At 71.8% G+C, this 22911-nt stretch carries 18 protein-coding genes and 1 tRNA gene; 4 read left to right on the forward strand and 15 right to left on the reverse strand.

The annotated features are described in order from the left end of the window. On the reverse strand, positions 1 to 618 hold the full coding sequence (gene coaE, locus ACYVKZ_RS10800; RefSeq protein ID WP_460992265.1) for a dephospho-CoA kinase: 618 nt from the start codon (positions 616 to 618) through the stop codon (positions 1 to 3). A 59-nt stretch (positions 619 to 677) separates the two neighbouring features. On the opposite strand from coaE, the gene ACYVKZ_RS10805 reads away from it, so the two are divergent. After that, positions 678 to 1355: an IMPACT family protein gene (locus ACYVKZ_RS10805; protein WP_460992266.1), complete on the forward strand. Its 678-nt coding sequence runs from the start codon at positions 678 to 680 to the stop codon at positions 1353 to 1355. A gap of 226 nt (positions 1356 to 1581) precedes the next feature. Here the strand turns inward: ACYVKZ_RS10805 and rpsA are convergent, their stop codons facing one another. The 5 genes from rpsA to polA form a co-directional block, all read right to left on the reverse strand. Beyond that, complete coding sequence (rpsA, locus tag ACYVKZ_RS10810; RefSeq protein WP_460992267.1) at positions 1582 to 3045, reverse strand: 30S ribosomal protein S1; 1464 nt, start codon at positions 3043 to 3045, stop codon at positions 1582 to 1584. A 184-nt stretch (positions 3046 to 3229) separates the two neighbouring features. Then, complete coding sequence (locus ACYVKZ_RS10815; RefSeq protein ID WP_460992268.1) at positions 3230 to 3862, reverse strand: polysaccharide deacetylase family protein; 633 nt, start codon at positions 3860 to 3862, stop codon at positions 3230 to 3232. Then, positions 3859 to 4137, reverse strand: coding sequence for a hypothetical protein (locus tag ACYVKZ_RS10820; RefSeq protein ID WP_460992269.1), 279 nt, complete (start codon positions 4135 to 4137; stop codon positions 3859 to 3861). The genes ACYVKZ_RS10815 and ACYVKZ_RS10820 overlap by 4 nt, the downstream gene beginning before the upstream one ends. A gap of 164 nt (positions 4138 to 4301) precedes the next feature. Continuing rightward, on the reverse strand, positions 4302 to 5642 hold the full coding sequence (locus tag ACYVKZ_RS10825; protein ID WP_460992270.1) for a GNAT family N-acetyltransferase: 1341 nt from the start codon (positions 5640 to 5642) through the stop codon (positions 4302 to 4304). Between the two features lie 53 nt (positions 5643 to 5695). Further along, entirely contained in the window at positions 5696 to 8344 is a 2649-nt protein-coding gene (gene polA / locus ACYVKZ_RS10830) for a DNA polymerase I (protein WP_460992456.1), read from the reverse strand. Between the two features lie 133 nt (positions 8345 to 8477). Here polA and ACYVKZ_RS10835 point away from each other — a divergent pair, with 133 nt between their 5' ends. After that, positions 8478 to 9038: a hotdog fold thioesterase gene (locus ACYVKZ_RS10835; protein ID WP_460992271.1), complete on the forward strand. Its 561-nt coding sequence runs from the start codon at positions 8478 to 8480 to the stop codon at positions 9036 to 9038. Here the strand turns inward: ACYVKZ_RS10835 and ACYVKZ_RS10840 are convergent. Continuing rightward, positions 9023 to 9562, reverse strand: coding sequence for a dihydrofolate reductase family protein (locus tag ACYVKZ_RS10840; protein WP_460992272.1), 540 nt, complete (start codon positions 9560 to 9562; stop codon positions 9023 to 9025). The two genes, ACYVKZ_RS10835 and ACYVKZ_RS10840, sit on opposite strands and share 16 nt — an antisense overlap. A gap of 89 nt (positions 9563 to 9651) precedes the next feature. Here ACYVKZ_RS10840 and ACYVKZ_RS10845 point away from each other — a divergent pair, with 89 nt between their 5' ends. Beyond that, positions 9652 to 9963 carry a hypothetical protein gene (locus tag ACYVKZ_RS10845; protein ID WP_460992273.1) on the forward strand — a complete coding sequence of 104 codons (312 nt, stop codon included), beginning with the start codon at positions 9652 to 9654 and terminating at the stop codon, positions 9961 to 9963. 60 nt (positions 9964 to 10023) lie between these two features. Here ACYVKZ_RS10845 and ACYVKZ_RS10850 read toward each other — a convergent pair whose 3' ends face one another. From ACYVKZ_RS10850 to ACYVKZ_RS10860, 3 genes are all read right to left on the reverse strand, one after another. Then, complete coding sequence (locus ACYVKZ_RS10850; protein WP_460992274.1) at positions 10024 to 10248, reverse strand: hypothetical protein; 225 nt, start codon at positions 10246 to 10248, stop codon at positions 10024 to 10026. After that, entirely contained in the window at positions 10245 to 11438 is a 1194-nt protein-coding gene (locus ACYVKZ_RS10855; protein ID WP_460992275.1) for an inorganic phosphate transporter, read from the reverse strand. Before ACYVKZ_RS10855 ends, ACYVKZ_RS10850 begins: the two co-directional genes overlap by 4 nt. A 161-nt stretch (positions 11439 to 11599) precedes the next feature. Continuing rightward, a tRNA-Leu gene (locus ACYVKZ_RS10860) sits at positions 11600 to 11681 on the reverse strand. A gap of 128 nt (positions 11682 to 11809) precedes the next feature. On the opposite strand from ACYVKZ_RS10860, the gene ACYVKZ_RS10865 reads away from it, so the two are divergent. Beyond that, complete coding sequence (locus tag ACYVKZ_RS10865) at positions 11810 to 12391, forward strand: ANTAR domain-containing response regulator (RefSeq protein ID WP_460992457.1); 582 nt, start codon at positions 11810 to 11812, stop codon at positions 12389 to 12391. A 94-nt stretch (positions 12392 to 12485) separates the two neighbouring features. On the opposite strand, the gene pyk is transcribed toward ACYVKZ_RS10865, so the two are convergent. From pyk to trpB, 5 genes are all read right to left on the reverse strand, one after another. Beyond that, positions 12486 to 13994 (reverse strand): pyruvate kinase, encoded by a 1509-nt coding sequence (gene pyk / locus ACYVKZ_RS10870; RefSeq protein ID WP_307006221.1) that lies wholly within the window; start codon positions 13992 to 13994, stop codon positions 12486 to 12488. Between the two features lie 99 nt (positions 13995 to 14093). Further along, entirely contained in the window at positions 14094 to 15554 is a 1461-nt protein-coding gene (locus ACYVKZ_RS10875) for a glutamate synthase subunit beta (protein ID WP_460992276.1), read from the reverse strand. After that, the gene (gene gltB, locus ACYVKZ_RS10880; protein ID WP_460992277.1) at positions 15547 to 20166 is read right to left on the reverse strand and encodes a glutamate synthase large subunit; all 4620 of its coding nucleotides are present in this window, start codon (positions 20164 to 20166) and stop codon (positions 15547 to 15549) included. The genes ACYVKZ_RS10875 and gltB overlap by 8 nt, the downstream gene beginning before the upstream one ends. A gap of 496 nt (positions 20167 to 20662) precedes the next feature. Next, positions 20663 to 21469 (reverse strand): tryptophan synthase subunit alpha, encoded by an 807-nt coding sequence (trpA, locus tag ACYVKZ_RS10885; protein ID WP_460992278.1) that lies wholly within the window; start codon positions 21467 to 21469, stop codon positions 20663 to 20665. After that, positions 21466 to 22881, reverse strand: a complete 1416-nt coding sequence (gene trpB, locus ACYVKZ_RS10890; protein ID WP_460992458.1) for a tryptophan synthase subunit beta — start codon at positions 22879 to 22881, stop codon at positions 21466 to 21468. Before trpB ends, trpA begins: the two co-directional genes overlap by 4 nt. Positions 22882 to 22911 lie beyond the last annotated feature (30 nt).

Consider the following 22911-nt stretch of genomic DNA (forward strand, 5'->3'; position numbering starts at 1 on the left):
TCAGCCCTCCCGGGCAGCCGCGGGCGCGAGCACCTCGTCCCAGAGCCGGTCCACGGCTGCACGCAGGGCGGGGAGGGAACCGGTGTTGGCCACCACGTGGTCGGCGGCGGCGAGGCGCTGCTCCCGCGTGGCCTGGGCGGCCATGCGGGACCTCGCCTCGGCCTCGTCCATCCCGTTGCGGGCGAGCAGTCTGGCCAGGCGGACGTCGTCCGGGGCGTCGACGACCACGACGACATCGAACGCGCCCGCCTGTCCGGTCTCCACCAGCAGGGGGATGTCCTGGACCACGACGGCGTGCGGGTCGGCGGCAGCGGCTTCGCCCGCGAGCTGCGCGGCACGGGCCCGCACGCGCGGATGGATGATCGCGTTGAGCATCTCCCGGCGGGACGGGTCGGCGAACACGACGGCGCCCAGTGCGGCGCGGTCGAGTGTGCCGTCGGGGGCGAGGATCCCGTCCCCGAACGCCTCGACGACCTCGGCGAGCCCGTCGCTGCCGGGCGCCACGGCCTCGCGCGCCAGGACGTCCGCGTCCACGATCACGGCCCCGCGCTCTGAAAGCCGGCGCGACACCTCCGACTTCCCCGCGGCGATGCCGCCCGTCAGGCCCACTCTCAGCACGGGACCAGCCTAGTGGAGCCGGGCACGCCCCGCGGCGCACGCCTCCTAGACTGGGGCCGGTGACCGATACGCCGAGCCATGCCACGACCTACACCACCGTCGACGGGGAGCACCGGCACGAGCTCGAGGTCAAGCGGTCGCGCTTCATCACGGTGCTGCGGCGGGTGGCGGCCGAGGACGAGGCCCGCGCCCTGGTCGCCGATCTGCGGCGCGAGTACCACGATGCCCGCCACTACTGCAGCGCGTTCGTCCTCGGCCCGGACCGCACGACCCAGCGCAGCAGCGACGACGGCGAGCCCTCGGGCACGGCGGGAATCCCGATGCTGGAGGCGCTCCTGCGGCGGCAGACGCACGACGGCGTCGCCGACCTCAGCGACGTCGCTGCGGTGGTCGTGAGGTACTTCGGCGGGATCCTCCTGGGCGCCGGCGGCCTGGTGCGGGCGTACTCGGAGTCGGTCTCGGCGGCGCTGGACACCGCCCCGCTCCTGAGCCGCCGGAGGCTCAGGCTCGTCGGGATCGACGTGCCGCATGCTGCGGCACCGCGCCTCGAGAACGAGTTCCGCGCCGCAGGCGTGCTGGTGGTCGGCACCGACTACGGCGCCGCGGGGGCGACGCTGCGGGTGGCTCTGACGGATACCGACGCCCACGCCGCGGAGTTCACGGCGAGGCTCGCCGCCCTGACGGCCGGGACTGCCGAGGCCGTGGGCCTCGGGACCTCGTGGGTCGATGTGCGCTGAAGCAGCGGGCCCAGAGCCGGGGTGCGCTGACGCTGGCGGGCCCGGGACGCTGAGGCGGGGGCGGGTGCTGGGGTTGAACCCGCCCCCGCAGCCACCGTAGGGACCAGGCCGGCAGCACCGTCAGGGGAAAAAGGCCCGGGGACGCGGCGAGGGCGGGCCCTGCCTGAGCAGGACCCGCCCTCGTCAGCGGTGTCGGTACCGACGGCCTAGGCGGCCGCGGTCACGATCAGTTGCCGGTCAGCTTCTCGCGGAGCGCGGCGAGTGCCTCGTCCGAGGCGAGCGTGCCGTGCTCGGTCGCCGGGGCCTCGGAGGAGTAGGTGGTCGGCGCCGCCTCGTGGCCGCCGGACGCGGCGACCGCGTCGTCGGCCAGGTGCTGCAGGACCTGCTTCTTGTGCGCCTCCCAGCGGGACTGGGCGTCGGCGTACTGCTGCTCCCACGCGGCGCGCTGCGTCTCGTAGCCCTCGAGCCACTCGTTGGACTCCGGGTCGAAGCCCTCCGGGTACTTGTAGTTGCCCTCCTCGTCGTACTCGGCAGCCATGCCGTAGAGCGCCGGGTCGAACTCGGTGGAGTCCGGGTCCACGCCCTCGTTGGCCTGCTTGAGCGACAGGGAGATGCGGCGACGCTCAAGGTCGATGTCGATGACCTTGACGAAGAGCTCGTCGCCCACAGAGACAACCTGCTCGGCGAGGTCCACGTGGCGGACCGCCAGCTCGGAGATGTGCACGAGGCCCTCGATGCCGTCCTCGACGCGGACGAACGCGCCGAACGGGACGAGCTTCGTGACCTTGCCCGGGACGACCTGGCCCAGCGCATGCGTGCGGGCGAAGGTCTGCCACGGATCCTCCTGGGTCGCCTTGAGCGACAGGGAGACGCGCTCGCGGTCCAGATCCACCTCGAGGACCTCGACCGTGACCTCCTGGCCGACCTCGACAACCTCGGACGGGTGGTCGATGTGCTTCCAGGACAGCTCCGAGACGTGCACGAGGCCGTCGACGCCGCCGAGGTCCACGAACGCGCCGAAGTTGACGATCGAGGACACGACGCCCGTGCGGACCTGGCCCTTCTCGAGCTTGTTGAGGAAGGAGGAGCGGACCTCGGACTGGGTCTGCTCGAGCCACGCACGGCGGGACAGGACCACGTTGTTGCGGTTCTTGTCGAGCTCGATGATCTTCGCCTCGAGCTTCTGGCCGATGTACGGCGCCAGGTCGCGGACGCGGCGCATCTCGACCAGCGAGGCCGGAAGGAAGCCACGGAGGCCGATGTCGAGGATGAGACCACCCTTGACCACCTCGATGACGGTGCCGGTGACGACGCCGTCCTCCTCCTTGATCTTCTCGATGTCGCCCCAGGCGCGCTCGTACTGGGCGCGCTTCTTGGACAGGATCAGGCGGCCTTCCTTGTCCTCCTTGGTGAGAACGAGGGCCTCGACCTGATCACCGACGGCGACGACCTCGGACGGGTCGACGTCGTGCTTGATGGAGAGCTCGCGGGAGGGGATGACACCCTCCGTCTTGTACCCGATGTCAAGGAGGACCTCGTCGCGGTCAACCTTGACAACGGTGCCCTCGACAAGGTCGCCGTCGTTGAAGTACTTGATGGTGGCGTCGACGGCGGCGAGGAACTCCTCGGGCGTGCCGATGTCGTTGATGGCGACCTGCGGCGTGGAGGAGGTCGTGGAGGTGATGGTCATGTAGTAGGGGCTCCGATGTGGATAGTTGGTCGGTCAGCCAGACACGTGCGGCCGCACGGACTCCGGCTGAAGTGTTGGTGGTGGTGCTGCGCACTACGCGCCCCACCAGTTTAGTTGGCAGGCTCAACACGGGTCAAAACGCCTCCGCGCGCGGCCGCCCCCGATTCTACCCGCGGAGCCGGCGCTATTCCCATGGCAGGCCGGCACGCGACAGCGTGGTGAAGGTGATCCCCATGCCCATCAGGCGCGGCAGTGCCGCCTCGTAGCCCGGGGCGGTCCCCCCACCCGGGTGGTTCATATGGCTGATCACGATGTCGCCGGCGCGCGCCCTGGCGACCTCCGTGGCGACCTGCGCGGGCGAGAAGGTCGCCCCGCCGTCGCCGTTGATGGAGAAATTCACGGGAACGAGGCCGACGGCGCGGACCACATCGGCCGCCACGTCGTCGTAGTAGGCGGTGCCCGGCCGGTACCAGGGCCCCGGGGCGTGGGCGAGTCCCTCGAGGTGCGCCCTGTTGGACAGGATCTCCTGGTAGACGGCGGCGACGGACGCGGTGCCCGGGATGCCGTAGGCGGCCCGGCCCGTGACCGAGAGCGGCCGATGGGCCGTGCCGTGGTCCGCGAGCTCGAACAGGGGGTCCGCGGCCAGTTCGGCGGCCGTCCCAGGGTTCGCGGCGATCCACCGGGCGTTGAGGAACAGGGTTGCGGGGACCCGGTGCTTCCTCAGGGTCCCGATGAGCCGGCCGTCGTACCCCGCGCAACCCGGGCCGCCGCAGGCATCGAAGGTGAGGGCCACTGATCCCACGGCGACGCGGGTCACGACGCCGGGGACCTGGAGCCCCCACGCGGCCGGCACGCGGCCGGCACGCGGCCGGCGAACTGGCGCTCGACCTGCTCGAGTGCGGGGCGCGGCCGCCGCGCAGGGCCGGTGGGGGCCGGGGCATCCTGCCGCGCGTGGGCCGGGACTGCCCCGGGGCCTGCGGCGATGGCCGCGCCCGCAGCCCTCGCACCCGCGGGCAGCGTCGACGCCGGCGCGGCGCAGGCCGCCAGTGCCAGGGCGGGGAGGGCGGTGAGCACACTGCGGCGCGCGAGCATGGACGCTCCAAGGGAGGAGGAACAAGGGGCGGGCTCGTCCCGGATGGCCCGACGACGTCCCGAGGGGAGGATACCCCCGCAGGACGGCGGCCGGGTGAACGCGCGGCCGCCGCCCGGCGTCGGGCCGTGCGGTGGGCCTCCCCCCGGCCGGCGGAACCCCGCGGCTAGAAGTGCGTGAGGCAGTGGGCCGCGCGCTCCACGGCGAGCATTCCGGCGAGCTCCGCAGCGGCTCCCGGCCGATGTTCCCCGACCTGGATGCGGCCGGCCTCCGCGAGCGTCACCGGGCTCACTCCGCCCACGTAGACCGAGGAGAGCTCGGCGATGTCCATGACGAGGTCGTCCTGCGCGGGGTCGTCGTCGCCGAGGCGTGTCACCCGGGCGGTGCCCGCCGTGGCCTCCGCCGGGGAGGACAGGCGGTACCTGCCGTCCGTGAACCCGAGCGGGTCGTGGACGCGGAGGACGAGGTCGCCGCCGTGCGCGAGCCTGCGGGCGGACAGCGCGGCCTCGACGTCGAGGATCCTCAGCCAGAGCATGTCCCGCACCGAGCCGGTCCTCACCACCCGCGGGTCCTCGAGGGCCCACACGAGGGGGTCGTCCACGGGCGCGTCCTCCCAGTCGACGCGCTCGATCAGATCGAGCGAGCCCAGGAAGTCCCACAGCCCGAGATAGGCCTCCGGCGTCGCGGCGACGAGGTCGCGCAGCGCCATGGTGGGCGGCTCCGTCTCCCAGCCGCGGAAGGCGTACGCCGCGTAGCCGTCGGGGGTGCCCTGCTCGTCGAGGTGGACCGCGACGCGGACTGCCTGGTCCGGGCCCCCGGTCTCGTCGTCCCACTGCCCCGCCGCCCGCAGCCGGTAGCGCTCCTGCCGGCCCAGCGAGCCCGGGATGGCGCGGTGGGCTCGGGCGAAGATCTCCGGGGCCAGCTCGAGCATGGCCGACGGCTCGGCGGCGACGACGCGGCCGCGCACGGGCGCCGCCAGCCGGAACCGCGGTCCCGTCTCAACGCTCACACTGCGCTCGTGGGTCGCGACGCCATAGCCGAAGCGCCGGTAGATGGAGGCCTCGGACGCCGTCAGTGCGGCGACCGGCACGCCGTCGGCCTTCGCCCGGGCGAGGTCCTCGGACATCAGGCGGCGGAGGAGCCCGCGGCGGCGGTGGTCCGTCCGGACGGTGACCGCGGTGACCAGGTGCGCCGGGACGAGCACCCCGTGGCCCACGTTGAGGGTCTTGCGGAAGGTGGCGAAGGTCGCTACGGGCCGGCCCGCGTCCAGTGCCGGGGCCGCGGCGGGCGCCGCCTCGTAGGCCCCGGTGAGCTCGCGGCCGTCGGCCACCGACGCCTCGGCGATCCGTGCCGTGAGCTCATCCCGCCCGGGCTTCTGGTAGAAGCCGTAGTGCACGGCCTCGATCCACCGCTCGGTCTCCGCGTAGTCCGACGACGACGCCGGCTGCGGCCCGAACCGCCGGATCTCGTAGTCGCCGCCGCGCATGGTCCCTGTCTCGGAGCTCATTGCCGGATTCCCCCTCGTGTCGGTGCAGCCTCGGGTCAGTGCAGCGCCGGGGCTCAGTGGCCGGCGTCGTTCCAGGTGCGTCCCACGCCGATCTGGACGTCGAGCGGGACGCTCAGCTCGGCGGCCGAGCCCATCTCCTGCTCGACGATGCCGCGCACGGCCTCCTCCTCGCCCGGGGCGACCTCGACGACGAGCTCGTCGTGGATCTGCAGGAGGAGCCGGGAACCGAGTCCGCTCTCCCGCAGCTGCCCCTCCACGCCGATCATGGCGCGCTTGATGATGTCCGCCGCCGAGCCCTGGATGGGCGAGTTCAGCGCGATCCGCTCGGCGAGCTCGCGGTGCACCCGGTTGGTGCTCGTGAGGTCCGGGAGGTAGCGGCGCCGGCCGAAGATCGTCTGCGTGTACCCGTCCTGCCGGGCCTGCTCCACCACGCCCCGGAGGTAGTCGCGCACGGCGCCGAAGCGGTCGAAGTAGTCCTTCATGAGGGTCCGGGCCTCGTCCACGGAGATCTCGAGCTGCTTGGACAGCCCGAAGGAGGACAGGCCGTAGGCGAGTCCGTAGCTCATGGCCTTGACCTTGGAGCGCATCTCGCTCGTGACGTCCGCGGGGGCCACGTGGAAGATCCGCGAGCCGACGAAGCGGTGCAGGTCCTCCCCCTGCCGGTACGCGTCGATGAGGCCCTCGTCGCCCGAGAGGTGGGCCATGATGCGCATCTCGATCTGCGAGTAGTCCGCCGACAGCAGTGACTCGTAGCCCTCCCCGGCGACGAACACGTCGCGGACCCGCCGGCCTTCCTCGGAGCGGATCGGGATGTTCTGCAGGTTCGGGTTGTTCGAGGACAGGCGGCCCGTCGCGGCGATGGTCTGGGCGTAGGTCGTGTGGATGCGGCCGTCGGCCGTGACCGCCTTCTTGAGCGTCTCGACCATCTGGCGCAGCTTGCTCGACTCGCGGTGGGCCATGAGCGCCTCGAGGAAGGGGTGCCCGGTCTTGTCGAGGAGTTCCTTGAGCGAGGCCGCGTCCGTCGTGTAGCCGGTCTTGATCTTCTTGGTCTTGGGAAGCTCGAGCTCCTCGAAGAGCACGGTCTGCAGCTGCTTGGGCGAGCCGAGGTTGACCTGGTGGCCGATCGCCTCGTAGGCCGCCGCGGCCGCCTGCTCGCTCGCCGTCCCGAGCTCCTCGAGCAGGGCGTCGATCTGGCGCTGGTCCACAGTGATGCCGGCCCACTCCATGTCGAGCAGCACGCGCGAGAGCGGCAGCTCCATGTCCTGCAGCAGCCCGCTCGCCCCGACCTCCTCGAGCTTGGGGGCGAGGGCCTCGTGGAGGGCGTGGACGACGGCGGCCTTCCGGGCGAGCGCCGCCGCGGCGGCCTCGGCTCCCTCGAGGTCGAGCGCGAGCTGTCCGCTCGCCGGCGCGCCGGCGGCGAGCTCGATGCCGAGGTGGTGCTGGGCCAGGTCCCCGAGCGCGTAGGAGCGGCGGTCGGGCTCGGCGAGGTAGCCGGAGATCGAGACGTCGTCCACGACCCCGGCGAGTTCGGCCCCGAGCCCGCGCAGGGCCTTCGCCGTCTCCTTGAACTCGGCGGTCGCCTTCGGCACGGAGGCGTCCGCGAGCCAGGCGGTGAGGGGGGCCGGGACTGCGGCCGCGTCGCTGGCGACCGGGACCACGACGGCGGCGGCCGCCGTCGCGAGCGCGACGGCCTCGGCGCGCGGCCGGGGCCCGGCGCCGTCGGTGCGGACCGCGACCGCGACCGGCTGTCCCCCCGCACCCTCGGCGAGGCCCGCGAGCGCGGCGGCCAGTTCGCCGTCGTCCGCCGGCACGGAGTGGGCCGGCACGTGGAAGGCGTCTGCGGTCTCCTCCGGGCCCTCCGTGCCGAAGACGTCGTAGACGCGGGCGCGCAGCGCCTTGAACTCGAGCTCGTCGAAGAGCGCCTCCACGGCCGCGCGCTCGGGACGCGGGTCGGCGAGGTCCTCGAGGGCAAGCGGCAGCTCGAGGTCGGTCAGGAGCCGGTTGAGCTGGCGGTTGCGCCGCACGGCGTCGATGTTCGCGCGGAGGCTCTCCCCCGCCTTGCCCTTGATCTCGTCGGCGTGCTCGAGCACGCCGGCGAGGCCCCCGTACTGGGTGATCCACTTCGCCGCGGTCTTGGGGCCGACACCGGGGACGCCGGGGAGGTTGTCCGCGGACTCGCCCACGAGCGCGGCGAGGTCGGGGTAGCGGGCGGGCGGGACGAAGTACTTCTCCTCGATCGCGGCCGCGTCCATGCGCGGGATGTCGCTCACGCCCTTGCGCGGGTAGAGGACGGCCACGTGGTCGTCGACGAGCTGGAACGTGTCGCGGTCGCCGGAGACGAGCAGGACCTCGAAGCCGGCGGCCGTGCCCTGCGCGGCGAGGGTGGCGAGGATGTCGTCCGCCTCGTGGCCGGGCAGCTCCATCGTGCGGACGCCGAGGGCCCCCATGACCTTCTTGATGTACTCGATCTGGCCGGCGAACTCCGGTGGCGTCGCGTTCCGGCCGCCCTTGTACTCGCTGTAGACGGCCTTGCGCTGCGTGGTCTCGTCGCTGACGTCGAACGCGACGGCGACGTGCGTGGGCTCCTGGTCCCGCACGAGGTTGATGAGCATCGATGTGAAGCCGTGCACGGCGTTCGTGTGCTGGCCCGCGGCGTTGACGAAGCTGTCCGCGGGCAGCGCGAAGAAGGCGCGGAAGGCCATGGAGTGGCCGTCCAGGACCAGCAGCCGCCCCTGCCGTCCCGCGGGGGCCCCGGCTGCTGCCGTCGGGGCGGCCGTGGGTGCAGGAGGGGCGAGGGTTTTGCTGGTTTCAGTCACGGGTGCCAGCCTAGTGGGCATGCAGGACAATTTCACCGCGATGGACCGGGCCCGGGCGGCCGAGGGCGACCCCCGCGCAGGGGCCGGACATGAGGGCGCAGCCGGGCCCGACGCCGCTGCCGAGCTCGAGGCCGCCGGCATCCCCGAGCGGCTGCGCCCGTGGCTCGCCGCCCGCGGCGTGGGGGCGCTCGTGGTCAAGATGGGGATCGTGTTCGAGGAGCTCACGGCGGAGCGCGCGGTCGCGACGATGCCGGTCGAGGGCAACACCCAGATCGCCGGGATCCTGCACGGCGGGGCCCACGCGGTGCTGGCCGAGACCCTGGGGTCGTTCGCGGCCTCGCTCCACGCGGGCGAGGGCCGTCACGCCGTCGGGGTCGACCTGAACGCCACCCACCATCGCGCGGCGGCGCGCGGCAGGGTCCGGGGCACGTGCACCGCGCTCCACCTCGGCCGCACCCTCGCGACGCACGAGATCGTCATCACCGATGAGGACGGCCGCCGCCTGTGCACCGCCCGCATCACGAATCTGCTCCGGGACGATCCCACGGGACCGAAGGCGCCGGGTCAGGCCCGCGCGTAGCGCAGCTCCACGGTCCCGCCCCGTTCGGCCACGCCCTCGAGCCGGAAGCCCGCGGGGACGCCGAGGGGTGTGCCGCCGAACAGGGGCACTCCCCCGCCGAGGGCCACGGGGACGATCGTGAGGACGATCCGGTCGATGAGCCCCGCCGCGAGGAACTCGCCGGCGAGGGAGCCCCCGCCGACGACGTAGACGTCCTTCTCCCCGGCATCCCGGCGGAGCTCGTCCGCGAAGGTGCCGACGTCCCCGCGCACGAGGACCACGTCGGCGCCGTCGTCCGTGCCGAGCTCGTGGTGGGTGAACACCCAGCAGGGCACGGCGTACGGCCAGGCGCCGGGCTGGTGCGCCCTGATCCACTCGTACGTCTCGCCGCCCATGACGACGCAGCCCACGCCGGACTCGAACGACCGGTACGACTCCCCCAGGCCCTCGACGTCGTTGAACCTCTCGAGCCAGTCGAGCCCGCCGTTGTCCTGGGCGATGTAGCCGTCGAGGCTGCTTCCCACGAAGTAGACGAAGTCAGACATGGCGCCCAGCCTAGCCACGGCCCGGCGGCTTTCCCAGAACCCGCCGCGGCGCGTGGACCTGGCCCGCGGGCGGCGCTAGCGTCGGGACCATGGATGCCGAGAACCCGAACGCCAGCAGCCCGTCCGCCGACCGCGCCCCGCACGAGGGCGGCTACGGCAGCCCGACCCCCGAGGAGGAGGTGCCCCAGGGGACCGCGGCCGGAGAGGCCGCGGGGCAGGACCAGACGGCCGCCGACTCCCGCGGCCAGGCCGACGAGGGGCTCGCAGAGCCGGAAGAGGCCCCCTCGACGGACGCCGACCTCGACGAGGGCAACACCGAGGACCACGGGCACCGGGAGTCGTTCTCCTCGGAGTCGGACGAGGACGGCTCGGGCCTGCCCGAGGGCGGCGAGCCCGCCTGACTCCCGCCGGGGCCCGGGGCGGCCGCGCCGCCCCGGGCCCCGGCGGAAGGGCGGGATGGCCTAGTGGAAGTACGGGATGACGAGGTAGACGCCGTACAGCACAGCGGCTCCGGCGAGCGCATAGCTCACGCCCGATCCGGTGCGGAGCAGGGCCCGGCGGCGCTGCCGCTCGGGGTCCCGTGCCTCGCTGCCGAGCCGGATGGCGAGCGAGAAGAACAGCACGATACTGCCCGCACCGAGGATGGTCGCGATCGCGACCACGACGAAGGCTCCCCAGTCGATCACCGGACTTCCCCCTTCTGACGGCGCTTGCGCTTGCGCGGGAACTCCACGGCGTCGCCCGCCTCCTCGACCTCGACGACGTTGCGGTGGCCCACCCGCTGGCGGTTGTTGAGGTAGAACATCCAGGCGATGGCGGCGACGCCGACCACGACGACCAGGATCACGCCGGGCGCCCCCAGCCCCATGAGCAGCGCGGCGGCGGCACCGACCACGGCGGCCGCAGGGAGCGTCAGGACCCAGCCGAGGGCGATCCGGCCCGCGGTGCCCCACTTCACGGAGGTGCCCCTGCGCCCCAGCCCGGACCCGATGACCGCGCCGCTCGTCACCTGCGTGGTGGACAGCGCGAAGCCGAGGTGCGAGGAGGCCATGATGGCAGCGGCCGTGCTGGACTCGGACGAGAACCCCTGGGCCGGGCGCACCTCGGTCAGGCCGGTCCCGACCGTCCTGATGATGCGCCAGCCGCCCGCGTAGGTCCCGACGGCGATCGCGGCCGCACAGGCGACGATGACCCAGGCCTGGGGACCGGTCCCCGGCTTCTGCAGGCCCCCAGAGATGAGGACGAGGGTGAGGATGCCCATCGTCTTCTGGGCGTCGTTGGTGCCGTGCGAGAGGGCGACGAGGCTCGAGGTGAACACCTGCCCGATGCGGAAGCCGCCCCTGCCCTGCCTGAGCTTCTCCCCGGTCTCGCTGTCCCGCCGCGCCGTCACGGCGTAGGCGATGCGGGTGCACAGCCATGCCGAGGCGCCGGCGATCAGCGGCGCGGCGACGGCCGGGAGGATCACCTTGGCGAACACGGTGCCGAAGTTCACGGAGTACAGCCCGATGCCGACGACGGCGGCGCCGATCAGGCCGCCGAAGAGCGCGTGCGACGAGCTCGAGGGCAGGCCGCGCAGCCAGGTGAACATGTTCCACAGCACGGCGCCGATCAGGCCGGCGAAGATGATCTGCGGGGTGATGTGCACGCCGTCGGCGCCCTCGCGGATGAGGCCGCCGGAGATGGTCTTGGCGACCTCGGTGGACAGGAAGGCCCCCACGAGGTTCAGCACCGCCGCGAGGGCGACCGCCTTGCGCGGGGTGATCGCCCCGGTGGCGATGGGGGTGGCCATCGCATTGGCGGTGTCGTGGAAGCCGTTCGTGAAGTCGAAGAAGAGCGCCAGTACGATGACCAGCACGATCATGGTGGTGATGTCCACCCGTCGTCCCCTCAGGTTGTGGTGAGGCTGATGCGCGACCCCGGTCACCATCTGTTCATCCGATGTTCGGCGCAGATCTGTTGACGGGCGGCGGGAATCGCTCCGGACCATCCTATACAGCGCCGGGCGCCCCGGCCGTGCCGGGGCGCCCGGCGCCCGGGTGCCCGAGGTGGGACTCGAACCCACACACCTTCCGATACCGCATTTTGAGGGCGGCGCGTCTGCCAATTCCGCCACTCGGGCCCAGGGCCTCCCCATGGCCTGCCCGTCCACTGTACCCGGTAGGATCTGAGGCAGGAACATCCGTCTGCCCCCAAGGAGCCAGCGTGTCAGACAAGACCCCCCAGACGGCGCCGGCCGCCGAGAAGGCGATCGCCGCAGCCCCCGCCCGCCGTGTCGTCGTGGCCGAGGATGAGACGCTCATCCGCCTCGACATCATCGAGATCCTCCGCGGGGAGGGCTACGACGTGGTCGCCGAGGCCGACAACGGGGAGCGCGCGGTGGAGCTTGCCGAGGAGCTCAAGCCCGATCTCGTCCTGATGGACGTGAAGATGCCCGTCATGGACGGCATCACGGCAGCCGAGAAGATCGTGAAGGCCCGCATCGCCCCCGTGGTGCTCCTCACGGCCTTCAGCCAGAAGGAGCTCGTGGAGCGCGCGCGGGACGCCGGAGCGATGGCCTACGTCGTCAAGCCGTTCACGCCCAATGACCTCGTCCCTGCCCTCGAGATCGCGCTCTCGCGCCACGAGGAGATCAAGGCGCTCGAGTCCGAGGTCACGGACCTCAAGGAGCAGTTCGCCACGCGCAAGCTCGTGGAGCGGGCCAAGAGCCTCCTCATCACCAAGATGGGCCTGACCGAGCCCGAGGCCTTCCGGTGGATCCAGAAGACCTCGATGGACCGCCGCCTGAGCATGCGCGAGGTCTCGGAGACCATCATCAACCAGGTCACCTGACCAGCGGCCGACACGCCACGAGGGCGGCACCCGGGATCCGGGTGCCGCCCTCGTGCTGTGGGAGCGCCGCCCGCGGAGCGGGCGGCGCGGCCCCCTAGAGCTTCTCGCGGCGGGGCTCGGTGGGCAGCGGCCAGGGGCCGACCTGCTCGCGTACCGGCGCCGGGGCGCCGTCGAAGGCCTGCCCGGCGTCGGCGACGTCGCCCACCTTGTGCACCCGGAGCATATTGGTCGAGCCGGCGACCCCGGGCGGGGAGCCAGCTGCGACCACCACGATGTCGTTGAGCTCGGCGAGGTCGGCCCGGAGGAGGTACTCGTCGACCTGGGCGATCATCTGGTCCGTGTGCGCGGCAAAGTCCACCATGCGGGGCTGGATCCCCCAGCACAGGCTGAGGGTGTTCAGCGTCGACGTCAGCGGCGTGAACGCGAAGACGGGCTTCTGCGGGCGCAGGCGGCTGAGGCGTCGGGCGGAGTCGCCGGTCTGCGTGAAGGTGCAGATGTACCTCGCGTCCAGCTGGTCCGCGATCGCCACCGCGGCCCGCGTGATCGCACCGCCGCGCGTCTTGGGCTGCGAGCCCAGCGGGGGAACCCGCTCGAGGCCGTGCTCCTCGGTCGATTCGATGATCTTCGCCATCGTCTGGACGGTCTCGACCGGGTAGGCGCCCACGCTGGTCTCGCCCGAGAGCATGACCGCGTCGGCGCCGTCGAGGACGGCGTTGGCGCAGTCCGAGGCCTCGGCCCGGGTCGGGCGCGGGTTCTCGATCATGGACTCGAGGACCTGGGTCGCGACGATGACGGGCTTGGCCCAACGGCGGGCCAGCTCGATCGCGCGCTTCTGCACGAGCGGGACCTGCTCGAGCGGGAGCTCGACACCCAAGTCACCACGGGCCACCATGATCGCGTCGAACGCGTCGATGATCTCGTGCAGCTGCTCGACGGCCTGCGGCTTCTCGATCTTGGCGATGACCGGGACCCTGCGGCCCTCCTCGTCCATGATCGCGTGCACGCGCTCGACGTCGCGGGCGTCCCGCACGAACGAGAGCGCCACGAAGTCGACGCCCCGCTTGAGCGCCCAGCGCAGGTCGGTCTCGTCCTTCTCGCTCAGCGCCGGCACGTTCACGGCCACGCCGGGGAGGTTGATGCCCTTGTTGTTGGACACCGTCCCCCCGACTGTCACCTCGGTGACGACCTTGACATCGTCGACCGCCGTGGCGCGCAGGGCGACCTTGCCGTCGTCGATCAGGAGGGCGTCGCCGACCTTCACGTCCTCGGTCAGGCTCTTCAGCGTCGTCGAGCAGATGTCCTTGGTGCCGGGCACGTCCTCGGTCGTGATCGTGAAGACGTCGCCGACGGCGAGCTCGTGCGGGCCGTCGACGAAGCGCCCGAGGCGGATCTTCGGACCCTGGAGGTCGGCCATGATGCCCACGGCCTTGCCGAGGTCCGCCGCAGCCTTGCGCACCGTCTCGTAGGTCTTGTCGTGCACCGAGTGGTCGCCGTGGCTCATGTTCATGCGGGCCACGTCCACCCCCGCCTTGATCACGGCGACGGTGTTCTCGTAGCTGGAGATGGCCGGTCCGAACGTGGCCACGATCTTCGCGCGTCTCATATACCTACCCTAGGTCTTGTCCGGTGGACAGCGGTTGCTGGGGATGTGAACAGCTGGGGAGGAGCGCGGCTCCCGGCGCGGGGCCGGGAGCCCCGCGCCTCACAGGACCGTGATGGCCCGATCGGACGGCGCGACGGGCGCCGGCAGGATGGTCGAGCCCATGAGGTGGCGGTCCACGGCTGCCGCAGCGGCGCGGCCCTCCGCGATCGCCCAGACGATGAGCGACTGGCCGCGGCCGGCGTCGCCCGCCACGAAGATGCCGGGCACCTCCGTCATGTAGTCGGCGTCGCGGGCGACGTTCCCGCGGTCGTCGAAGCCGGCCTCGACCTGCTCGGCGATGCCGGCAGGCTCGGCGCCGGTGAAGCCGAGCGCGAGGAGCACGAGGTCCGCGGGGATGATCCGCTCCGTGCCGGCCTTGGGCAGGCGGCGGCCGTCGACGTACTCGGTCTCGGCGACCTTGATGCCGGCGAGCCGGCCGTTCTCTCCCACGAACTCGACGGTCGAGGCGAGGTAGGTCCGCTCGCCGCCCTCCTCGTGGGCTGTGGCGACCTCGAAGAGGGTCGGGAACATCGGCCAGGGCTGGTGGGCGGGCCGCTCGGCCGGGGGCTGCTTGCCGATGGCGAGGGTCGTCACCGAGGCGGCCTGCTGGCGGTGGGCGGTGCCGATGCAGTCGGCGCCGGTGTCGCCGCCGCCGAGGATGACCACGTGCTTGCCCCGGGCGTCGATCTGGCCGGGCACGGTGTCCCCCGCGACTGCCCGGTTGGACTGCACGAGGTAGTCCATCGCGTAGTGGACCCCGTCGAGGTGGCGGCCGGGGATCGGCAGGTCGCGCGGCACGGTGGCGCCGGTCGCGATGACGACGGCGTCGTAGCGCCTGCGCAGCTGGTCCCAGCTGACGTCCTTGCCCACCTCGACGCCCGTGCGGAATCGGGTCCCCTCCGCCTGCATCTGGGCGAGGCGGCGGTCGATGACGTCCTTCTCCATCTTGAAGTCCGGGATGCCGTACCGCAGCAGTCCGCCGATGCGGTCGTCCCGCTCGTAGACCGCGACGGTGTGGCCGATCCGGGTGAGCTGCTGGGCGGCGGCCAGCCCGGCCGGGCCGGAGCCGACGACCGCGACGGTCTTGCCCGTGAGGCGAGCCGGCGGGAGCGGCTCGACCCAGCCGGCGTCGAACGCCTCCTCGGCGATCGAGACCTCGATCTGCTTGATGGTCACGGCCGGCTGGTTGATGCCGAGGACGCAGGCGCTCTCACAGGGGGCCGGGCAGAGCCGTCCGGTGAACTCGGGGAAGTTGTTGGTCGCGTGCAGCCGTTCCGAGGCGTCCTGGCCCTCGCCGCGCCGGGTGAGGTCGTTCCACTCGGGGATGAGGTTCCCGAGCGGGCACCCGTGGTGGCAGAACGGCACGCCGCAGTCCATGCAGCGGGAGGCCTGCCGGCGGAGGACGGTGCCCTCCTGCCGGGCCTCGTACACTTCCTTCCAGTCCATGATGCGGACCGGGACGGGGCGCCGCTGCTGCGTTTCACGCTGGCGCACTTTCATGAATCCGCGTGGGTCAGCCACCGGTCACCTCCAGGATGCGAGACCAAACTTCTTCGCCGTCCGGATCCAGGCCCTCCTCGAGGGCCGTCAGACGGGTCTGCAGCACCGCTGCATAGTCGCGCGGGAGGACCTTGGTGATCCTGGCCGCGGTGTCGTCGAAATTGTCGAGGAGCCGCTGGGCGTGGGCGGATTCGGTCTCCTCGATGTGCTTGACGAGCAGGTTCCGGACGATGTCGCGGTCCTCGTCGTCGAGCTCGATCAGCTGCAGGTCCCCGGAGTCGAGGGCCTGCTTGTTCACGCGGCTCGGCTTGAGGTCGAGCACGAAGGCGGTGCCGCCGGACATGCCGGCGCCGAAGTTCCGCCCGGTGCGTCCGAGGATGAGCGCCTGGCCGCCGGTCATGTACTCGCAGCCGTGGTCGCCGATGCCCTCGACGACGGCGGTCGCGCCGGAGTTGCGCACCAGGAACCGCTCGCCGACCTGTCCGCGGAGGAACAGCTCGCCGCCGGTGGCACCGTAGCCGATCACGTTGCCCGCGATCACGTTGTGCTCCGCGGGGAACACGTTGGTGCGGTCGGGCCGGACGATGATCCGGCCGCCGGAGAGGCCCTTGCCGACGTAGTCGTTGGAATCGCCGAACAGGCGCAGCGTGATGCCCGTCGGGAGGAACGCGCCGAGGGACTGGCCCGCCGTGCCGGTGAGCGTGACATCGATCGTGTCGGTGCCGAGGGTCTCGATGCCGAACGTCTTCGTGACGCGGTGGCCGAGCATCGTGCCGACCGAGCGGTCCGTGTTGACCACGGGCAGGCTGATCTTGACCGGGGTGCGGTCCGCGAGCGCCTCGGCGGCGAGCTCGATGAGCCTCACGTCGAAGTGCTTCTCGAGCTCGTGGTTCTGGCCGGTCGTGTTCCGCAGGGGCGCGTCCTCGTCGAAGTCGAGGCCGGCGAGGATCGGGGTCAGGTCCAGGCCCTCGGCCTTCCAGTGGTCGATCGCGTCCTTGGCCTCGAGGACCTCGGAGTGGCCGATGGCCTCCTCGATCGAGCGGAAGCCCAGACGGGCGAGGATCTCGCGGATCTCCTCGGCGATGAACTCGAAGAAGTTGACCACGAACTCCGGCTTGCCGGTGAAGCGGGCCCGCAGCTCGGGGTTCTGTGTCGCGACACCCACCGGGCACGTGTCGAGGTGGCAGACGCGCATCATGATGCAGCCGGAGACCACGAGGGCGGTGGTGGCGAAGCCGAACTCCTCGGCGCCCAGGAGGGCGGCGATGACGACGTCGCGGCCGGTCTTGAGCTGCCCGTCGACCTGGACGACCACGCGGTCCCTCAGCCCGTTGAGCATGAGCGTCTGCTGGGTCTCGGCGAGGCCGAGCTCCCAGGGCACCCCCGCGTGCTTGAGCGAGTTCAGCGGCGAGGCGCCGGTCCCGCCGTCGTGCCCGGAGACGAGCACGACGTCGGCCTTCGCCTTCGTCACGCCGGCGGCAACGGTGCCGATGCCCACCTCGGAGACGAGCTTGACGTGCACGCGGGCGCTCGGGTTGGCGCGTTTGCAGTCGTAGATGAGCTGGGCGAGGTCCTCGATCGAGTAGATGTCGTGGTGCGGCGGGGGCGAGATGAGGGCCACGCCCGGGGTCGAGTGGCGCGTGCGCGCCACCCACGGGTAGACCTTCTGGGCCATGAGCTGGCCGCCCTCGCCGGGCTTGGCGCCCTGGGCCATCTTGATCTGGATGTCGTCCGCGTTGGTCAGGTAGAGGCTCGTCACGCCGAACCGGCCCGACGCGACCTGCTTGATGGCCGACCGGCGCTCGGGGTCGAGCAGCCTGTCGACGTCCTCGCCGCCCTCGCCCGTGTTCGACTTGCCGCCGAGGCGGTTCATCGCGATCGCGAGCGTCTCGTGGGCCTCCTTGGAGATCGAGCCGTAGCTCATCGCCCCGGTGGAGAAGCGCTTGACGATCGAGGAGACCGGCTCGACCTCCTCGATCGGGAGGGCCGGGCGCAGGCCCTCCTTGAACCGCATGAGGCCGCGCAGGGTCATGAGGTTGCGGGACTGGTCGTCGATCCCCTCGGTGTAGGCCTTGAAGACATCGTAGCGGCGCTCCCGGGTCGAGTGCTGGAGCCGGAACACGGTCTCCGGATTGAACAGGTGGGGCTCACCGTCGCGGCGCCACTGGTACTCGCCGCCGCCCAGGAGGGGCCGGTGCGGCTGCTCGATGCCGGAGGGCGGGTAGGCCATCTCGTGGCGCGCCGCGACCTCGGCCGCGATCACGTCGAGGCCGACGCCGCCCAGCTGGCTGTGGGTGCCGGCGAAGAACTCGTCGACGAGGTCCTGCGACAGGCCGAGGGCCTCGAACGTCTGGGCCCCGCAGTAGGAGGCTACCGTCGAGATGCCCATCTTGGACATGATCTTCAGGACGCCCTTGCCCAGGCCCTTGATGAGGTTGTAGACGCCGTCCTCGGCGCTCACGCCCGGCAGCTCGCCGCAGCGGATGAGCTCCTCGACGCTCTCCATGGCGAGGTAGGGGTTGACCGCGGAGGCGCCGTAGCCGAGGAGGACCGCGACGTGGTGGACCTCGCGGACGTCGCCGGCCTCGACCACGAGGGCGGTCTTGGTGCGGTTGGCGCTGCGGAGGAGGTGGTGGTGGACCGCGGAGAGGAGCAGGAGCGACGGGATCGGGGCCCACTGCGCGTTCGAGTCGCGGTCCGAGAGGACCACGTACTGCACGCCGCGGTTGATCGCGCCGGAGACCTGCTCGCAGATCTCGGTGAGCCGGGCGCGCAGGGCGGCCTCGCCGCCGTCGGGCCGGTAGAGCCCGCGGATCTTGATCGCGATGCGGTCTCCCGCGTTCTCGCCGGTCTCGGAGACCATGTTGGCGATCTTCGCGAGCTGGTCGTTGTTGATCACGGGGAACGGCAGGACAACCTGCCGCTCCTTTACGCGGCCGGTGCCCAGGAGGTTGCCGTTGGGTCCGATCGCCCCGTTGAGGCTCGTCACGAGCTCCTCGCGGATGGCGTCCAGCGGAGGGTTGGTCACCTGGGCGAACGACTGCACGAAGTAGTCGAAGAGCAGGCGGGGGCGCTTCGACAGGACGGCGACCGGGGTGTCGGTGCCCATGGCGCCGATCGGTTCCGCACCGGTGCGGGCCATCGGCCCGACGAGGATGCGCAGCTCCTCCTGGGTGTACCCGAAGGTGCGCTGGCGCACGTTGACCGACTGCGGGGTGTGGACCACGTGCTCGCGCTCGGGGAGCTCGTCGAGGCGGATGACGTTGCCCTTGAGCCACTCGGCCCAGGGGTTGGTACCGGCGATCTCGGCCTTGACCTCCTCGTCGTCGATGATGCGGCCGGCCTCCGTGTCGACCACGAACATCTTGCCCGGCGAGACGCGGCCCTTCTTGACCACGTTGGCCGGCTCGACGTCGACCACGCCGACTTCCGAGGCGAAGACGACAAGGCCGTCCTCGGTCACCCAGTAGCGGCAGGGGCGCAGGCCGTTGCGGTCCAGGGTGGCGCCCACGAGGGTGCCGTCGGTGAAGGAGACGGCGGCCGGGCCGTCCCACGGCTCCATGAGGAGCGAGTGGTACTCGTAGAACGCGCGGCGGGCGGGATCCATGGAGACGTGGTTCTCCCACGCCTCGGGGATCATCATCATGATCGAGTGCGTGATCGGGCGGCCCGAGAGCCACAGCAGCTCCGCGACCTCGTCGAACGAGGCCGAGTCGGAGGCTCCCGGGGTGCAGATCGGGAACAGCTCCTCGGGCACATCACCGAGGAGGGGGCTGCTCAGCTGCGACTGGCGCGCGCGCATCCAGTTGCGGTTGCCCTTGACCGTGTTGATCTCGCCGTTGTGCGCGATCGTGCGGAACGGCTGCGCGAGCGGCCAGGACGGGAAGGTGTTCGTGGAGAACCGCGAGTGCACGATGGCGAGCTTCGTCGCGAAGCGCTGGTCGGACAGGTCCGGGTAGAACGGCTCAAGCTGGGCGGTGGTGAGCATGCCCTTGTACACGATGGTGCGCGAGGACAGCGACGGGAAGTAGACCCCGTACTTGTTCTGGGCGCGCTTGCGGATGCGCCACGCGCGGGCGTCCAGGTCGTTGCGGCCGAGATCTTCGCCGGTGGCCGAGGCCAGGAACGGCTGCTCGAAGCGCGGCATGCAGGCGCGCGCCATCGCGCCGACCAGCTCGCCGACCACGGGGACGCTGCGCCAGCCGAGGACCGCCAGGCCCTCGGCCTCCGCGAGCGACTCGATGCCGGCGCGGGCGGTGGCCGCCTCGCGGTCCTCGGTGGGGAGGAAGGCGATGCCGACGGCGTACTGTCCCGGGGCCGGGAGTTCGAAGTCGACGACGGCGCGGAAGAACTCGTCCGGGATCTGGCTCAGGAGGCCCGCGCCGTCGCCCGTGCCCTCGTCGGCGCCGACAGCACCGCGGTGCTCGAGCGCGCGCAGGGCGTGCAGCGCGGCGTCGACGATGTCATGGCCGGCCTCGCCGCGCAGGGTCGCGACGATCGCGAGACCGCAGGCGTCCTTCTCGGCGTCGGCGTTGTAGAGCCCCGAGGAGGGAGGCAGTGCGGCGAAGCGCTCGAAGGGCGAGATCACCGTCTCGGGCTCCTGCGCTGCGGCGCCGTGGGTCGGGTGAGTCATGACGTAACGTCCTTCCTCCTGGTCGATTCGCGACAGGGGACAACGTTGGCCCCGCAATGCTGGCCGCGGTGAGGGCACAGCAAGGCGCTGATTACTGGAATTGTATGGCCGGCCCGTACGGGGCGAAACGGCCCGCCGGCAGCACGGCAATACGCTGGCGTCCTCCCTGCGCTGTGCGGAAGGACCGGTTGGCCCACGTCATTGTGGGGGGACGAGCCGCCCGGGCGGTGGCCCGGTATGGAGCGGCCGCGGCTCCCCCCTGCCAGTCGGCCGGTCGGCTGCCGCAGGACTCGCGGGCGGCCTCAGGTGCGGGCCGCCGAGCGTTGGAGCCGTCTCGACTAGCCGCTAGACTACCACGCTGCCGCATGCCGAGACGGAAGTGTCCGGATGCCGGACTGAAGATGACGCGCGGCCGTCTCAGTGGGTGGAGGGGCCGCCGCGCTCCCCCGGGAGACCGGCGCGGCCGGCCCCTCATGGGGCGGCCGCGCCGGCCCGCTCAGGCCTGGGCGGCGGTGCGCGCGAGGCCGGCGCTCAGCTCGGCCGCGAGGGCGCCGACCGCGTCGGGGCCGCCGTCCCGCAGCGCGGCCACGAGCGCCGTGCCGACGATCACGCCGTCGGCGTAGGCGCCGATCTCGCGGACCTGCTCGGCGTTCGAGACGCCGAGCCCGACGCACACGCGGGGCGCGCCGGCCGCCCGGGCCGCGTCGACGACAGCCCGCGCCGCGGAGTCGACGGCGGTGCGGGCCCCCGTGACCCCCATGAGGGAGACGGCGTAGGTGAATCCGCGGGTCGCCGCGACGGTCTTGGCCATGCGCTCGGGGCTCGTGGACGGCGCGACGAGGAAGACCCGGTCGAGGCCGTACTGGTCGGAGGCCTCGAACCACTCCTCGGCCTCGTCAGGGACCAGGTCGGGCGTGATGAGGCCCGATCCCCCCGCCTCCGCGAGCCGTCGGGCGAAGTCGGCGACGCCCATCCGCATGACCGGGTTCCAGTAGGTCATCACGAGCACGGCAGTCCCCAGGTCCGCGGTGGCCTCCGTGACGGCCTTGACGACCTCGAACACGCTGGCCACATGGAAGCCCTTGGCCAGCGCCTCGGTGGTGGCCGCCTGGATGACGCTGCCGTCCATGACCGGATCGGAGTAGGGGATGCCGATCTCGATGATGTCGGCGCCGTTGCGGGCGAGGGCGATCGCGGCGTCGATGCTCTCCTGCACGCTCGGGTAGCCGGCGGGGAGGTACCCGACGAGGGCGGCGCGGCCCTCCGCCTTGGCCCTGTCGATGACGTCGGCGACCTTGCTCACGCGATGCCCTCCTCGGTGTCGTCCTGATCGCCGGCCTCGCCGACGGCGTCCTCTCCTGCATGTGCGACGGTCCCCTTGGGGCGGCGGGTGGACAGGGTGGTGCCCTTGACCTGCCCGTTCTCGTCCAGCATGCCGAACCACTCGGCGGCCGTCTGCACGTCCTTGTCGCCGCGGCCCGAGAGGTTCACGATCACGATCCGCTCGTGCGGGTCGCCGCCCTCCTCGGCGAGACGCTGGCCGACCTTGATGGCCCCGGCCAGCGCATGCGAGGACTCGATGGCGGGGATGATCCCCTCCGTGCGGCACAGGAGCCTGAAGGCGTCCATGGCCTCGGCGTCGGTGATCGGCTCGTAGGTGACCCGGCCGATGTCGTGCAGGTAGGAGTGCTCGGGACCGACGCCCGGGTAGTCCAGGCCCGCCGAGATCGACTCGGACTCCACCGTCTGGCCGTCCTCGTCCTGCATGAGGTACGTGCGGGCTCCGTGGAGCACGCCCGGGCGGCCGAGCGTGATGGTTGCGGCGTGGTGGCCGGTCTGGACGCCGCGGCCGCCGGCCTCGAGGCCGTACAGCCTGACGGACGGGTCGTCGAGGAACCCGTGGAAGATGCCGATCGCGTTCGAGCCCCCGCCCACGCACGCGCACACGGCGTCCGGCAGGCGCCCGGTCTGGGCGAGGATCTGCTCGCGGGCCTCCTCGCCGATCACTTCGTGGAAGAAGCGGACCATCGCGGGGAACGGGTGGGCACCCGCCGCGGTGCCGAGGAGGTAGTGGGTGGTCTGGACGTTGGCCACCCAGTCGCGCAGGGCGTCGTTGATGGCGTCCTTGAGCGTCTGCGAGCCGTTCGTGACCGGAACGACCTCCGCGCCTAGCAGCTGCATCCTGGCCACATTGAGGGCCTGGCGACGGCAGTCCTCGGCGCCCATGTAGACGACGCACTCCATGCCCATCAGCGCCGCCGCGGTGGCGCTCGCGACGCCGTGCTGGCCGGCGCCCGTCTCGGCGATGAGGCGCGTCTTGCCCATGCGCTTGGCCAGGAGCGCCTGCCCGAGGACGTTGTTGATCTTGTGCGAGCCGGTGTGGTTCAGGTCCTCGCGCTTGAGGAAGATCCGGACGCCCCCGGCGTGCTCGGAGAACCGCTTGGCCTCCGTCAGGAGTGACGGGCGGCCCGAGTAGTTGCGGTTCAGGTCGGCGATCTGGGCCAGGAACTCTGGGTCGGCCTTCGCCTTCTCGAACGTGTCGTCCAGCTCGTCGAGGGCGGCGATGAGCGATTCGGGCATCCATCGGCCGCCGTAGGATCCGAAGTACGGGCCCGGGGCGTGCCGCAGGCTGCCGGAGAGGAACTCCTCCGCCACGGCGGCCTCGGCCCCGGTCCTCGTCGTGTCGTCCCCGCTGCCGGGGCTGCCTGCTGGCATGGTCTCGCCCACCAGTCCTACCTTCCTTCC

The sequence above is a fragment of the Sinomonas soli genome, assembly GCF_054782415.1.